The sequence below is a fragment of the Bifidobacterium pseudolongum subsp. pseudolongum DSM 20099 genome, assembly GCF_000771225.1.
In the GTDB taxonomy this organism is placed as follows: domain Bacteria; phylum Actinomycetota; class Actinomycetes; order Actinomycetales; family Bifidobacteriaceae; genus Bifidobacterium; species Bifidobacterium pseudolongum.
In genome coordinates this window covers 44940-59043 of record NZ_JDTZ01000005.1, presented here as the reverse complement: position 1 = coordinate 59043, position 14104 = coordinate 44940, and the positions used below count along the sequence as shown (strand labels likewise).

The following is a 14104-nucleotide window of genomic DNA, read 5'->3' as shown; positions in this document are numbered from 1 at the left end:
ATGACGCAAGCACCCACCGGCACACCGGCGCCGCGCGCGCCTTGGTACGCCTTCGCCACGCCCACGATCGGCAAAGGCGTGCGCTGGGCTTCGCGCATCACGCACCATGGGGGCAGCGCGTTCCCCGGCAAGGTCGTGGAACGCGTGGACCCCGGCTTCCTGCGCCGCACGCTCGCGCAGCTGCCGCTCGGTGTGGTGCTTGTCTCGGGCACCAACGGCAAGACGACCACCACGCGCATGGTCTCGATGATGCTCGAATCGTTGGGATTGCGCGTGTTCACGAATCCCACCGGCTCCAACTTCACGCGCGGCGTCGTCTCCGCGCTGTTGCAGGAGGTCTCGGCGGACGGCGCGCTCGACGCCGACATCGCCGTGCTCGAGCTCGACGAGGCCTACGCCGTGCATTTCGTGGAGCAGGTGCGCCCCGACTACGCGCTGCTGCTCAACGTGATGCGCGACCAGCTCGATCGCTTCGGCGAGATCGACAACACCGCGCGCCTGCTGTCACGCGTCGCAGCCGCCACGACCGGCACGGTGGTGCTCAACCGCGAGGACCCGCGCATCGCCGCGCTCGCGCAGGTCGTGCCAAGCGGTGCGCGCACTGTGCACTTCGGCCTTTCGCAGGCCCTGCGCCGGTTCTTCCCGACCGACGACGACATGGCCACGACCTTCGAGCGTGACGCCGCACCGGCGTCCGCGCCCGCCGAACCGACCGCGGGCACCGTGGCCGACGTGATGCTCACCGGCGTGGGCGACCACCGCGCGCAACTGCTCATCGACGGCACCGAATACGACTCCGAGGTGCGCCTCGAAGGCGTCTACAACCTGTACAACGCGGCGGCCGCGCTCGCCGTGGTGCGCGCGGTGCAGGCTAGCGTACGCAACCCGCAGGCGATCCGCGAGCGCGCCGCACGCCTGCCCGCCAAACGCCGCGACGGCTTCGTGATGCGCGCCCAGCGCTTCGCCGGCGCCTCGACCGATGCGCTCGTCGATGCGCTCGCGCAGGTCACGCCGGCGTTCGGACGCGGCGAGGTGATCGACGTGCAGGGCTCGCCCGTCGAGCTGCTGCTCGTGAAGAACCCGATGGGGTTCCGTCTGGCGCTCGCCTCGTTCCCGCCGGCCGGCTGCAACACGATGATCTGCATCAACGACGAATACGCCGACGGCCGCGACATGAGCTGGCTGTGGGACGTCGACTTCACGAGCCTGCACGCCACCGGCGTCGACGCCGTGTCGGGCGTGCGCGCGTGGGACATGGCGCTGCGGCTCGAATACGACGGCGTGGCGGCGCGCGGCGTCAACACCGACCTCGAGCAGGCAGTGCGCGCGTTCGTGGGCATGGACCCGGGCACGCGCAAACACATCTACTGCACGTACACGGCAATGCTCGCCGTGCGTTCGATCCTGGGCACGATGGCCGACGTTGCGGACGCCGGCGTGGGCAAGTAAAGGAGTGCGTGATGGCACGGCAAATCGACATTGTCTCGCTCTATCCCAAAGACATGAACATCTACGGCGATTCGGGCAACGTGCTCACCGTGGAGCGCCGGCTCGCGCTCTACGGCTATGAGCCGCGCATCCACGCCGTCAACCAGAACGACCCGTGGCCCGACCATGCCGACATCATCCTGGGCGGTGGCGGCCAGGACAACGGCCAGCGCAAGATCATCGAGGACCTGTTCCGCCGCGCCGACCTGCTGCGCTCGCTCGCGCAGGACGGCGTGCCGATGCTCATGATCTGCGGCCTCTACCAGCTGTTCGGCGAATACTTTGAGACGGTGGACGGCTCGAAGCTCGAAGGCATCTCGATCATCGGCGCGTACACGGTGGGGCGTGATGTGCGCATGATCGGCAACCTCACCGAATTGAGCGAACAATTCGGCCGGATCGTGGGCTACGAGAACCATTCGGGGCAGACGTTCCTGCGCGAGCATGTGCAGCCGCTGGGGCATGTGGACGCCGACGGTTGCGGCAACAACGGCGAGGACCACACCGAAGGCGCCGTGGTGAACCATGTGATCGGCACCTACATGCATGGGTCGCTGCTGCCGAAGAATCCTGCGATCAGCGACTTCCTGATCCGTGCGGCCGCCGAACGCCGCTACGGCACGTTCACCCCCGAGCAGAGCGCAGACATGCGCGACGAGCTCGCGCGCTTGGACGCACTCGCCGAACATGCCCGAGCCGTGGCCGAGGTACGCCCACGCTGAAACGCCGCCGCGGCGCGCGGCAGGCCGGCCTTGAGCGTGTAGAGTGGGCAATGACAGTCGTTTGAACCCGGGAGGTATCATGACCGACAACAACACTTCCAACAACACCAATATGCCGGACTTCGGCGAAGGCCTGCGCAAGATCTTCCTCGCGGGCGTCGGCGCGCTCGCCGCCACCGCGGAGAAGGGCCAGGAGATCGTCAACAATCTGGTGGCCCGTGGCGAGCTGACCGTCGAGCAGGGCAAGAAGCTCAACAGCGAGCTCGCGCACAAGGCCAGCGAGAAGACGAGCGGCCTCAAGGAACAGGCGCAGGAAGCCACGCAGACCGTGCGTGACGCCGCCGCCGGCATCAAGGACCAGGTGCAGCAGAACGTCAAGTCCATGGTCGGGGCCGACGATGACAACGCCGCCGCGCCCGCCGACAACACCCCGGTCGACCCTGCGAACGCCGGCTCCACGAAGTGAGCCGTCCCGGCGCGGCGCTCCGTGCGGCCCGCGCCGCAGCCAATCCCCGATGAGCGTGCGATGACGTGCACAAGCTCCCGATGACACGCGCCGCCCGAGCCGGTATGACCCGGGCGGCGTTTTGGTTTGCCTATGAACGAACACAATCCAGATGACCGCAGCGCGGCGCGCGAACTGCGCCGCGACGAGCGGGAGGTCGCGCGTGCGCGCCGCAGCGCGGATGAGCAGGCCACGCATGCCGCGCGCGAACGCCGAGCGCGCGAAGACCGTGAGACCACGCGGATCATCGCGCTCGACGACGCGTTGCAGGATCAGGAGGCGGCGGCCGATGCGCCCGGTGCGGCCGGGGAGCGCGACGCCCGGTTGCGCGCGCAGGCCGAGGCCCGCGAGGCGGAGCGGATCATGCAGTTGGAAGACGACGAGCGGGAGGCCGCGCAGCAGCACAGCGGTCCGGCGCGCCGCCAGCCGATGCCTGAGGACGTGCCGCTCAACCGGCATACCGAAGATGAGACAATCGGCCTGTTCGGCGCGCGCAAGAAGTCGTTTTCGAGCGAATACCACCTCACGCGGCGCAGCAAAATCAAACGCCTGCACCAGATCGGCAAGATCGCCGTGCAGTTCGACGCCCTCAAGGGGCTCACGCCGGTCAAGATGCGCCTCATGTTCGAAGCGCTCGGCCCCACGTTCGTCAAGGTCGGGCAGATCCTTTCGATGCGGTCCGAGATCCTGCCGCAATCGTTCTGCGATGAGCTCGCGAAGCTGCGCGCCGACGCCGACCCCATGCCGTATTCGATCGTGCTCGAGACGCTCGAAAACGAATACCGGCGGCCGGTGGACGAGATCTTCGCGAAGATCGACCCCACGCCGCTTGGTTCCGCCTCACTTGCGCAAGTGCACCGCGCCACGCTGCTCACGGGCGAAGATGTGGCCGTCAAGGTGCAGCGGCCGGGCGTGCGCGAGACGATGGCCGAGGACGTGTCGATCATGCGTTCGCTCGCGCGCGGCGCCACCAAGATCATGCACAACGCGCAGGTGGTGGACTTCCAGGGCGTCGTGGAGGAACTGTGGGAGACCTTCGACGAGGAGACGAACTTCCTCAACGAAGCGCGCAACCTGTGTGAATTCAAGCGCTTCTGCGAGGGCTATGCCTACATGGACTGCCCCACGCCGTATGTGGACCTGTGCACCGAGCATGTGGTCGTCATGGAATACATCGAGGGCATTCCGATCGCGCACACGCGCGAACTGCTCGACGACGGTTATTCGCTCAAGGAGATCGGCACGAAGCTCGTCGACAACTACGCTTCGCAGATCCTCGACGCCGGCTTCTTCCACGCCGACCCGCACCCGGGCAACATCGAGATCCGCGGCGGCACGATCGTGCTGCTCGACCTCGGCATGACCGGGCGGCTCAACGCATCGACGCGCGCGGCGCTCAAACAGATGTTGTTCGCGGTGGCCAAGCAGGATTCGGCGGGGCTCGCCGACGCGCTGCTGCGCTTCGCCGGCACCGAGATCAACCACACGGACTACCCCTCGCTGCTCGCCGACCTGGACGGGATCGTCGAGGAATTCGGCACCGTGGATCTGGCCGACCTCGACTTGGCCGCGTTTTTGGCGCAGTTGACGCAGATGGCGCGCCGGCACGGTATCGAGATTCCGAGCTCAGTGACCACGGTGGGCCGTGCGCTCGTGACGCTCGAAGGCCTGCTTGACAAGTTCATCCCCAACGTCAATATGATCCAGATCGTCTCGAAGCACATCGCGGCGTCGAAGACGAACATGGAATCGGTGACCGACGAACTCAAGACGCTCGCCGTGGAGGGGCACGAGGCGCTGCACGGCGCGCTCAAATCGATGAGCGAGGCCAACACCGCGCTCCACATGCTCACGCGCGGCGAACTGCGCATGAACCTCGAGCTCGTCTCATCCGAAGAGCCGATGCGCCAGCTTTCCGACATGGTCAACCGACTGACGATGGCGCTCATCGTCGTCGGCCTGTTCATCGGATCGTCGATCGTGTACTACGCCGGCATGAAGCCGATCATCTTCGGCATCCCGGCCGTGGGGTTCCTGGGGTACTTGGCGGCGTTTGTGCTGTCCGTATGGATCGTCTTCGACATCTACTCGAAGAAACGGCAGGCCAAACGGCGCGCCCGCAAATGACGCGCGTTCGCTGACAGCAACGGCACCGGCGTGCAGTAGGCTCGGGTAGTGGAACTCCCAAGGAGGAAACATGGCCAAGACCGTACAGAAAATCCTGATTGGCGGAGCGCTCGCCGCAGGTGCCGGATTGTGGGCGATGGCGCCGCGCACGTTCGGCAACAAGCGCAAGAACTATGTGCCCACGCTGCCGCAGATCCCCTACGCGCATCGCGGCTTGCATGACGCGGGCTCCGGCCTGAGCCAGCAGTACGCGGGGGAGAGCGGCGAATACATCGCGCTCGCACGCCGCATGGCGATGCAGTCGGGTTACGGCACGCCGAACGAACCGGGCCCGATCGCGCCGGAGAATTCGCTCGCCGCGTTCGCCGCGGCAGCGACCGCCGGCTACGGCATCGAACTCGATGTGCAGATGACGCTCGACAATCAGATCGTGGTGCTGCACGACCCCGACCTGCTGCGCGTGGCCGGCGATCCGCGCCGCGTGGCCGACCTGACGTACGACGAGCTCGTGCGCATCCCGCTCTTCCCTACAGCCGCGCCAGGCGCGCATGAGTCGCCGCTGCTGCCGGGCGCCGCCGCGGACGACCCGGCTGCGGTCAAAACGCCGGAGCAGGCGCCGAAGGGCTACTACCAGCATGTGCCGCTGCTCAGCGACGTGCTGCGCGTGGTGGACGGCCGCGTGCCGATCATCGTCGAATTCAAGTTCGAGAACGTGCGCGCATGGGACTCCCGTGACGATGAGTTCATGGCGCGCGCAGCGGATCTGCTCGAGGCGTACTGTGGGCTGTATGCGGTGGAGTCGTTCAACCCGGCCGCGATGCACTGGTACAAGACGAACCATCCGGACGTGTGCCGTGGGCAGCTCGCCGAGGACGTGCCGTTCGGCTCGACTGACCCGGTGGCATGGGCCGCCGGCAAGCTCGTGTTCAACTGGATGTCGCGGCCCGATTTCGTGGCGTATGACTACCGTAACGGCAGCAGCAAGCTGCTCGCCTTCGCGCGCAAGATGGGCGCGCTCTCCGTGGCATGGACCGTACGCAGCTCGGCTGAACTGAGCCAAAGCATGCCATACTTCGACCGCTACATCTTCGAAGCGTTCGTGCCGGGCGAACTGCCCGCGCCGAACATGCAGCTATGAGCTGATACGCGCATAATACGGGCGGGCCGCGGTGGTGAATACCGCGGCCCGCTCTTGCATTGGGGGTTTCGCTGTTTATGTTGCTGGTTTCGCCGTTTTCGTCAGGGTTTTCGCTGTTTTCGTCATTTTTTGGTTGGATTTATGACGAAAACGGCGAAAACCCCCGTCTGTGCGTAGGTTGTGTCAGTCGATCACGCCGTACAGGCGGTCGCCGGCGTCGCCCAGACCGGGCACGATGTAGCTCTTACTGTTGAGGCCTTCGTCCACACCGCAGACGACAACGCGGAACGAGATGCTCGGGTCGATGTTCTCTTCGACGAACTTGATGCCCTCCGGTGCGGCGATGATGCAGATGGCGGTCACGTCTTTGGCGCCCTTTTCCGCCAGATAGTGGGTGGCGGCCACGAGCGTGCCGCCGGTGGCGAGCATCGGGTCGATCAGGAAGCATTGGCGGCCCGAAAGGTCGTCCGGCAAGCGGTTCGCGTAGGTGATCTGCTGGGTGGGATGCTCTTCGTCGCGCTTCATGCCCAGGAATCCGACCTCGGCGCTCGGCATCATGCGCGTCATGCCGTCGAGCATACCCAAGCCGGCACGCAGCACCGGCACGATGATTGGGCGCGGCTTGGCGATTGTCTTGCCCACCATCGGCGCCACAGGCGTCTCGATCGGCTTGTCCACGACCTCAAGGTTGCGGGTGGCTTCGTAGGCTTCGAGTGTGACGAGCTCGGAGACGAGTTCGCGGAAGGTGGATGAAGGGGTGTTCTTGTCTCGCAGCACGGTGAGCTTGTGCTCGACCAGCGGATGATTGAGTACTTGGAGTTCCATATCTCCTAGCATAGCCTGCGCATGGCGCGCGTGTCTGATTCAGCGATGGACGCACACCGGGCGATGCGCCGATGTCCATGCGGATAGCGCAATCGTGTCAACGCGCATGCCTTTTCAGCTATGAGATAGCGGTGCTTGCCATTAGCTAAAAAGCAATACTCACCATTATCGGCTTCGTATATTTATACCTACCCACATTCTTCGCGTTAGGAAAGGAGTACTATTATGCGTTGGATATGGGTATTGATTGTAGGAGCCATTATTGGCGCAGTCGCTGGTGTCATCACCCGTCGCAGTGGAGCGATGGGCTGGATCAGCAACATCATCGCCGGCTTGGTTGGCTCGGCGATCGGTGAGGCCCTGCTGGGACATTGGGGTCCGCAGCTCGCAGGCATGGCAATCATCCCGTCGCTCATCGGCGCGATCATTGTCGTTGCCGTCGTTTCGTTCTTCCTCATGCGTTCAAGCAAGTGACGTCACGGGGTTGGTTACCGTCATACACCGGTGTGGGGCATGCGCCTTGCACCGGCGTTGCGTTTTTGTCCGAATGCGAGGGGCGCACGGGTGAATGACGGGCCGGGCCACTCCCGCGGCCGGCGCACATGCGGAAGCATAGTTGGCCAGCCTGTGCGTTGCCTGATTTTGCCGTAGTAGCGTAAAACCGCGTGATTTCAAGGAAATCATCGTGCGGTCCCGTACAGTGAAAGATAGTTCAAGGTTTCTTCCCGAACCTTGAAAACCAAGACGTAAGGAAATATCATGTATTGGATTTGGACGCTTATCGTTGGAGCAATCATTGGAGCCATCGCTGGAGCCATCACGAACCGCAGCGGATCGATGGGTTGGATCGCCAACATCATCGCAGGCCTTGCTGGTTCGGCGCTGGGACAGGCGCTCTTCGGCAGCTGGGGCCCGCAACTCGGCGGCATGGCCATCTTCCCATCGCTCATCGGCGCGGTCATCGTGGTCGCTGTTGTCTCGTTCTTCGTGATGAGAGTCACCGCCAAGAAGTGATTGTCACGTATAGGCGTTTCAGGCCCTGCAGGCTCTACATGCAGGGCCTCTTTGTTATGCGATGCAGGATGATTGTGGTTTGGAGATGGTTGAAGATTGCCGTCTTGCCGCCTGCTGTCGTGGCGGTAGGTGTCGTTACCTCTCTGGATTCGCCGTTTTCGTCACCGTTTTCGCCGTTTTCGTCACTTTTTATCTCGATTAATGACCATAACGGCGAAAACGGTGACGAAAACGGCGAATCTGATCACATGACATGGGGCCTGCTCAATCCCACATCGTGGGCGCCCTGGCCCCATGTCCCGCATCCATCTGGTACGTTCTGCTGTAGTCCTAATCCACAGGAGAACAAGGGAGCGAAGTGGCACGTAGGATTCTGGTGACAGGGGGAACCGTCTTCGTGAGCAAGTACCTCGCGCGGTATTTCGCGGGTCTTGGCGCAGACGTTGTGGTCCTCAACCGCAATACCAAGCAGCAGCTGGAGGGCGTCACGGTCATCGAAGCCGACCGGCACGCACTGGGGAATGTGCTGGACGGCCAGCATTTCGACGCGGTGATCGACGTAACCGCCTACAACGCGCAGGATGTGGACAATCTGGCGCGCGCCTTGGGATCGGCCACTTTCGAGACCTATGTGATGATCAGTTCCAGCGCGGTGTACCCAACCACCAACCTGCAGCCATTCGTCGAGAACGGCCGGCTTGGGCTCAACACGGAACATGAGGTGTGGGGCCCGTACAGCGAAGGCAAGATCGCCGCCGAACGCGCCGTGCTCCAACAGATTCCGAACGCATACATCATCCGGCCGCCGTACTTGTACGGACCGATGAACAACGTGTACCGCGAGGCCTTCGTCTTCGACTGCGCCGACGCCTCGCGCGCGTTCCGCCTTCCGGGCGAAGGGGAGATGCGCCTGCAGTTCTTCCATGTGCGCGACTTGTGCCGGTTCATCAACGTGATCATCGGGCAGCGGCCGCAGCAGCATGTGTTCAATGTGGGCAATCCGGAATCGGTTAGTGTGCGCGAATGGGTCGAGCTGTGCTACCGCGCCGCGGGCAAACCGCTCGAATGCGTGGAGGTGCACAACGTGCCCCAGCGCAGTTTCTTCCCCTTCCACGATTACCAGTATGAGCTCGATGTGCGTGCGCAACGCGAACTCATGCCGGAGACGACGCCGCTCGCCGAGGGTCTGCGCGAGTCATACGCGTGGTACAGCGCGCACCGCAATGAGGTGGTGGCCAAGCCGTACATGAAGTTCATCGATGAGGAACTGCCGAACATGCCCGTGCCTACACACTGACGCGCGGCTGAGGGAAGAGAGAACGTCGGACCGCGAAAGCGCCATGTCGGCGCAAAGGCCGCTCGCAGCGGCAAAAAATGGAGCCCGGGGCTATGCACGGCCCGACGCGTCTTATATTGTACATGATTTGCGCGGGTGTGTACACCATACCGCTGTGACGCGCCGCTATTCGAGCTGGCCGCGGCGCCACAGGTGCGCGCCGGCCCGCAGGTCCCGCGCGGTGGTCTGCAGGTTCGCCGCGGTGTGCAGCAGGCGCGCCGCTTGCGCGCGCAGGGTGTGGATCTCGTCAGTCGTGCCGACGACGGGGGAGTCGACGTCGGCCATCGCCGAGGCGCGCGCAGTCACGCGTTTCGCCTCGACGCGCAGGCCGAGCACGACCACATCCACGAACGTCGAGGCGCGCTCGAGCGCGACGGCGAAATCGCCGCGGAACGCGCCGGCGAGGATCGAATCCGCCGTGCGCGCAATGTCCTCTTCCGTCGGCGCCGCGACCACTCCGGCGATCGCAGACGCCGACGTGGCGATCGGCTCGCCGAGACGCCACAGGCGCGCGATTGCATTACGCTGGCGGCGCATCCATGTGCGCAGCAGATACAGACGCCACAGCACGCCCGGCAGTGAGTCGGGTTCCGCGTGGCTCCACAGTTCCGCGATCACGTCCACGCCCTCATGGTCCACGAGGGTCAGCGTGCGCGCCACGACGGCCGGGTCGTCGGTCTTGTGCACATGGCTGAGCAGGGCCCAGGCGGTCGCGTGACTCACTTCGCTCAGCTGCTCGGGGTCGACGCCGCCGGCGATGTTCTCGGCGAGCCCTTGGTCGAGCTGGCCTGGGCGTGCAGGGCGGGGCGAGCCGGTGTGGGTGAACGCGGCACGGCTCGCGATCACGGAGCCGTTGCCGAAGTGCGGGGCGTTAGTAGACAATCGGTGCCACTTTCTGAATATCGATGATGCGCGGGCCCTCCGGGCTGCCGGTGACGAACAGGGCGAGCGCATTGCCGGTGGGCATGTACGGGGACTTCGCGATGAGTCGTTTGGTCAGGGATTTGCACGAGCACAGCGGGCGCAGTTGCTCGAAGATGCCGCCGATGACGGGGCGGTGCATGCAGATCGCGGTCGTGGCGCCACTGGTGAGCGCCTCGGCGATCTGCGCGCGGAACGCGGCCCACGCGGCGGCTGGGTCGGCGGCGAACGCGTCTTCGGTCAGCTCGGGGATCAGCTCAACGGGTAATCCAGTCTGCCATGCGAGCATCTGCATGGTTTGCTGGCAGCGAATCCACGGGGATGTCGTGAGTCGTTCGGGCGCGTAGCAGGCGAGTTCGCGGTCGAGCGCATAGGCGGCCGCTGCGCCTTTCGGTGTAATCGGACGCGCGGGGTCGGTGCCTTTCCACAATTTGCGCGGCTCGGCCTTGGCATGCCTCACGAGCAGGACCGTGCGCGCGTGGTGCGCGTCCTCCTGCAGGCGGTCGACGAACCACGCGAGCACGTCTTTGTCGGTTGAATGGGTGAGCTGTTTGCGCGCCTCGGCGATCGTGAGCCAACGCACGTCGCTGATCTCGCCCACATCGGCGCGGCGCACGGGACCGAACGCAGTGGCCATGCGGTGTGCCTGCGAGTCACTGATCACCGTGGCCATCCAATAGGCCACATGCTTGGTCTGGGTGTCGTCACTGCCGCTGCTGTTGCCTTGCGCGCCGGCGTGGCGTTTTTTGCGGCCTTCGTCGGCGAGCGGGTATTCGACCTCACCCAGGAACGGGCCGAGCGCCACATGGCAGCCGGTCTCCTCGCCGATTTCGCGCACGGCCGCGTGGCGGTGGGATTCGTTGAGTTCCAGTTTTCCTTTCGGCCAGCTCCAATCGTCGTATTTGGGGCGGTGCACCACGCACACTTCGATGTCGCCATCCGGTGCGCCTGCGCGTGTGCGGTATAGGATGCCACCTGCCGCTTCGACAATTCTGCGTTTGCTCATGGTTCCCCATTGTAGGGGCTGTGTGGGGCGGCTACTGGGGAATATGCGCGAGGCCGCCCGGTGCGTGGTGCGGGCGGCCTCGGCGGAGTGCGTCAGCGATGCGGGTTGGGCCTGCGCTGGTGCTTGCGGATCAGGTACTCCTGGCTGTCCACGAGCGGGCGGCCCTCTTCGTCCTTCGAGTGGCGCACATACGTGCCATCAGGCTCCATGTGCCACGACGACGTGGTGTCGGCCATCTGCAGGTCGATGTACTTGATCAGCTCGTCGATCTGCTCGGGTGCGGTGATGCGCACAAGCGCCTCCACGCGCCGGTCGAGGTTGCGGTGCATCAGGTCGGCGGAACCGATCCACACCTCCGGTCCGGCAATCGGGCCTTCGCCGATCTGCGGGCCGTCGGAATTCGCGAACGCGTAGATGCGGCTGTGCTCGAGGAACCGGCCGAGGATCGAGCGTACGCGGATGTTCTCGCTCAGGCCCGGCACGCCCGGCTTGAGCGAGCAGATGCCACGCTCCACGATGTCGATCTTCACGCCGGCCTGGCTCGCGCGGTACAGCGCATCGATCGTCTTTTCGTCGACAATCGAGTTCACCTTGATCTTGATCCACGCCTCCTTGCCTGCGCGCGCGGCGTCCTCCTCGCGGCGGATGCGCTGAATCAGCCCGGAGCGCACTGTGCGCGGCGCGACGAGCAGACGGTGGAAACTCGACTTCGGCGCGTAGCCGCTCAGCTGGTTGAACAGGCGCGTCATGTCCTGACCCACCACGGGGTCGCATGTGAGCAGGCCGAGGTCGGTGTACTGGCGCGCGGTCTTCGGATTGTAGTTGCCCGTACCCACGTGGCAGTAGCGTTTGAGGCCGTCCGCCTCCTGACGCACGACGAGCGAGAGCTTGCAGTGCGTCTTGAGCCCGACGATGCCGTAGACGACGTGCACGCCCGCGCGCTCGAGCTTGCGCGCCCACGCGATGTTTGCGTCCTCGTCGAAGCGCGCCTTGAGCTCGACGAGCGCGAGCACCTGCTTGCCGGCGTGCGCGGCGTCGATGAGCGCGTCGATGATCGGCGAATTGCTCGACGTGCGGTAGAGCGTCTGCTTGATCGCGAGCACCTTCGGGTCGGCCGCAGCCTGCGCGAGGAACGCCTGCACCGAGGTGGAGAACGAGTCGTAGGGGTGGTGCAGCAGGATGTCGCGCTCGCGGATCGCCGCGAAGATGTCCTGCGCACGGCTCGTCTCGACCTGCGCGATCTGGCGGTTCGTCGTCGGCACGAACGGGCGGAACTTGAGGTCCGGGCGGTCGATGCCGCCGAGTTCGAAGAGCACGGTCGCGTCGAGCGGGGCGGGCAGACGGTAGACCTCGTCCGGCGTCACGCCCATCTGGTCGGCGAGCAGCTGGGAGAGGAACGGCGAGGTCTCGTCGGAGATCTCCAGGCGGATCGGCGGTCCGAAGCGGCGGCGCAGCAGCTCCTTCTCGATTGCGTTGAGCAGGTTTTCGGCGTCGTCTTCCTCGACCTCGATGTCCTCGTTGCGCGTCACGCGGAACGAGCGTGCCTCCTTGATGATCATGCCCGGGAACAGCGATTCCAGATGCGCGATGATCAGGTTCTCCATTGTGATGAAGCCGTAGCGCACCTCATCGGCCTCGTCTTCGGTCATGTCGTCGACCGGCACGAGGCGGTTGATGTTGTCGGGTATCTTCACGCGCGCGAAATGCGATTTGCCCGAAGCCGGGTTCTCCACGAGCACGGCCAGATTGATCGAGTTGCCCGAGATGTACGGGAAGGGGTGCGCGGGGTCCACGGCGAGCGGGGTGAGCACGGGGAACACCTGCTGGCGGAAGTACTTCGAGAGGCGCTCCTGCTCGGCGATCGTGAGCTTGTCCCAGCCCAGCAGCTTGATGTTCTCCTTCGCCAGGTCGGGCAGGATGTGGTCCACCACGTAGTGCGCGTGCTCGTCCTGCAGGCGGTGGGCCTGCTCGCTGATCGCGCGCATCTGCTGGCGCGGGCTTAGCCCCGATGCGCTCGTGACGGCGATGCCGGTGTCGATGCGGCGCTTGAGGCCGGCCACACGGACCATGAAGAATTCGTCGAGGTTGCTCGCGAAGATCGCGGCGAAGGTGGCGCGCTCGATGATCGGGATGTCTTCGTCTTGCGCCAGTTCGAGCACGCGCTTGTTGAACTTGAGCCAGCTCAGTTCGCGGTCGAAGAAACGGTCCTTCGGCAGCGGCTGCTCTCCGTTGAGCGTCTCGCGCTTGTCGGATTTGTCGGTCTCTGCGATATGCTCGGCAATCTGACTGCGCAGTATCGCCTTTGATGGTGCGTCAAAAATCTGTGTCATGCACTCTACTTTAGGGCCTTGCGCCCGAAAAATCACTGAAAGTGGCGAAAACTTTGCTATTTATTCATGTTCCGCGGTGTTGTATAGTGTGCGGCGGTGCTCTGGAAACCGGATTCGATAATGTCTTTGGAAACATGCTGCCTTTGGAAATCCATCTTTACCACGACAGGTGAAAGCAGCAGCAGTTCGTTTTCGTATTTCCCCTCCAGATGGAATCTGGAAAACATGTCGCATCCCATGAGGTCATCGAATTCGTTGACCATGATGAGTTCCAATTCCGGCAGCATGCTCATGGGTTGTATGTTCTGCCGCCTGCGCATCCGTTGCCATCGTGGTGGGCTCTGGAGACTTCCTGTTCCGTTCGGGGCTTGCGCCTTGCGGCTGTGCGTGTGTTGTGCGGGGCGTCGTGTTGGAGTGCGGGCGCCGACGGGTTGGCGCGGTCGCGACACGCCGTAAGGTGAGGCATAACGTGTTTGAATGAACATTCAGGGCAGGTTGTGCACATAAAACAGCACATTGCGATGTGAGATTAGGTAGTTGAGCGAACAAAAAGGAGAATTTGTGCACATTGGCCAAATCCAGTTGCGGAATGCCAAATGGCGAGCATAATTGCAAGTACAAGAACAACTGAATAGCAGACCCACAAAAAGTATATGATCAGCAAGATTATTACGTTGAGCGGGTATTGGAAA

At 63.9% G+C, this 14104-nt stretch carries 13 protein-coding genes; 8 read left to right on the top strand and 5 right to left on the bottom strand.

The window, feature by feature from the left end; all coding sequences use genetic code 11:
* The 5 genes from OU02_RS04900 to OU02_RS04880 all read left to right on the top strand — a co-directional run bounded on the left by OU02_RS04900 (position 1) and on the right by OU02_RS04880 (position 5980).
* Positions 1 to 1449 (top strand): Mur ligase family protein, encoded by a 1449-nt coding sequence (locus tag OU02_RS04900; protein WP_033489113.1) that lies wholly within the window; start codon positions 1 to 3, stop codon positions 1447 to 1449.
* An 11-nt stretch (positions 1450 to 1460) separates the two neighbouring features.
* Entirely contained in the window at positions 1461 to 2210 is a 750-nt protein-coding gene (locus OU02_RS04895; protein WP_033489112.1) for a type 1 glutamine amidotransferase, read from the top strand.
* A gap of 112 nt (positions 2211 to 2322) precedes the next feature.
* Entirely contained in the window at positions 2323 to 2676 is a 354-nt protein-coding gene (locus OU02_RS08540) for a phasin family protein (protein ID WP_420796580.1), read from the top strand.
* A 468-nt stretch (positions 2677 to 3144) separates the two neighbouring features.
* Positions 3145 to 4842: an ABC1 kinase family protein gene (locus OU02_RS04885; protein ID WP_225532087.1), complete on the top strand. Its 1698-nt coding sequence runs from the start codon at positions 3145 to 3147 to the stop codon at positions 4840 to 4842.
* 70 nt (positions 4843 to 4912) lie between these two features.
* Positions 4913 to 5980: a glycerophosphodiester phosphodiesterase family protein gene (locus tag OU02_RS04880; protein WP_033489110.1), complete on the top strand. Its 1068-nt coding sequence runs from the start codon at positions 4913 to 4915 to the stop codon at positions 5978 to 5980.
* A 183-nt stretch (positions 5981 to 6163) separates the two neighbouring features.
* Here the strand turns inward: OU02_RS04880 and upp are convergent, their stop codons facing one another.
* Positions 6164 to 6805 (bottom strand): uracil phosphoribosyltransferase, encoded by a 642-nt coding sequence (upp, locus tag OU02_RS04875; RefSeq protein WP_033489109.1) that lies wholly within the window; start codon positions 6803 to 6805, stop codon positions 6164 to 6166.
* 303 nt (positions 6806 to 7108) lie between these two features.
* Here upp and OU02_RS04870 point away from each other — a divergent pair, with 303 nt between their 5' ends.
* The 3 genes from OU02_RS04870 (at position 7109) to OU02_RS04860 (ending at position 9116) form a co-directional block, all read left to right on the top strand.
* Positions 7109 to 7279: a GlsB/YeaQ/YmgE family stress response membrane protein gene (locus tag OU02_RS04870; protein WP_425592529.1), complete on the top strand. Its 171-nt coding sequence runs from the start codon at positions 7109 to 7111 to the stop codon at positions 7277 to 7279.
* Between the two features lie 285 nt (positions 7280 to 7564).
* Positions 7565 to 7819, top strand: a complete 255-nt coding sequence (locus OU02_RS04865; RefSeq protein ID WP_026644069.1) for a GlsB/YeaQ/YmgE family stress response membrane protein — start codon at positions 7565 to 7567, stop codon at positions 7817 to 7819.
* 358 nt (positions 7820 to 8177) lie between these two features.
* Positions 8178 to 9116, top strand: a complete 939-nt coding sequence (locus tag OU02_RS04860) for an NAD-dependent epimerase/dehydratase family protein (RefSeq protein WP_033489107.1) — start codon at positions 8178 to 8180, stop codon at positions 9114 to 9116.
* A 165-nt stretch (positions 9117 to 9281) separates the two neighbouring features.
* Here OU02_RS04860 and OU02_RS04855 read toward each other — a convergent pair whose 3' ends face one another.
* The 4 genes from OU02_RS04855 to OU02_RS08720 form a co-directional block, all read right to left on the bottom strand.
* The gene (locus OU02_RS04855) at positions 9282 to 10037 is read right to left on the bottom strand and encodes a hypothetical protein (RefSeq protein WP_033489106.1); all 756 of its coding nucleotides are present in this window, start codon (positions 10035 to 10037) and stop codon (positions 9282 to 9284) included.
* Entirely contained in the window at positions 10027 to 11082 is a 1056-nt protein-coding gene (locus OU02_RS04850) for an NUDIX hydrolase (RefSeq protein WP_033489105.1), read from the bottom strand. Before OU02_RS04850 ends, OU02_RS04855 begins: the two co-directional genes overlap by 11 nt.
* Before the next feature lie 92 nt (positions 11083 to 11174).
* The gene (locus tag OU02_RS04845) at positions 11175 to 13412 is read right to left on the bottom strand and encodes an RNA degradosome polyphosphate kinase (RefSeq protein ID WP_033489104.1); all 2238 of its coding nucleotides are present in this window, start codon (positions 13410 to 13412) and stop codon (positions 11175 to 11177) included.
* A 56-nt stretch (positions 13413 to 13468) separates the two neighbouring features.
* Positions 13469 to 13897, bottom strand: a complete 429-nt coding sequence (locus tag OU02_RS08720) for a hypothetical protein (protein ID WP_152593145.1) — start codon at positions 13895 to 13897, stop codon at positions 13469 to 13471.
* Positions 13898 to 14104: the final 207 nt, after the last annotated feature.

What these genes read in the sequence shown, in the direction of transcription:
- OU02_RS04900 (WP_033489113.1), top strand. Translation starts at nt 1, where the DNA reads ATGACGCAAGCACCCACCGGCACACCGGCGCCGCGCGCGCCTTGGTAC.
- OU02_RS04895 (WP_033489112.1), top strand. Translation starts at nt 1,461, where the DNA reads ATGGCACGGCAAATCGACATTGTCTCGCTCTATCCCAAAGACATGAAC.
- OU02_RS08540 (WP_420796580.1), top strand. Translation starts at nt 2,323, where the DNA reads ATGCCGGACTTCGGCGAAGGCCTGCGCAAGATCTTCCTCGCGGGCGTC.
- OU02_RS04885 (WP_225532087.1), top strand. Translation starts at nt 3,145, where the DNA reads ATGCCTGAGGACGTGCCGCTCAACCGGCATACCGAAGATGAGACAATC.
- OU02_RS04880 (WP_033489110.1), top strand. Translation starts at nt 4,913, where the DNA reads ATGGCCAAGACCGTACAGAAAATCCTGATTGGCGGAGCGCTCGCCGCA.
- upp (WP_033489109.1), bottom strand. Translation starts at nt 6,805, where the DNA reads ATGGAACTCCAAGTACTCAATCATCCGCTGGTCGAGCACAAGCTCACC.
- OU02_RS04870 (WP_425592529.1), top strand. Translation starts at nt 7,109, where the DNA reads ATGGGCTGGATCAGCAACATCATCGCCGGCTTGGTTGGCTCGGCGATC.
- OU02_RS04865 (WP_026644069.1), top strand. Translation starts at nt 7,565, where the DNA reads ATGTATTGGATTTGGACGCTTATCGTTGGAGCAATCATTGGAGCCATC.
- OU02_RS04850 (WP_033489105.1), bottom strand. Translation starts at nt 11,082, where the DNA reads ATGAGCAAACGCAGAATTGTCGAAGCGGCAGGTGGCATCCTATACCGC.
- OU02_RS04845 (WP_033489104.1), bottom strand. Translation starts at nt 13,412, where the DNA reads ATGACACAGATTTTTGACGCACCATCAAAGGCGATACTGCGCAGTCAG.
- OU02_RS08720 (WP_152593145.1), bottom strand. Translation starts at nt 13,897, where the DNA reads ATGTTCATTCAAACACGTTATGCCTCACCTTACGGCGTGTCGCGACCG.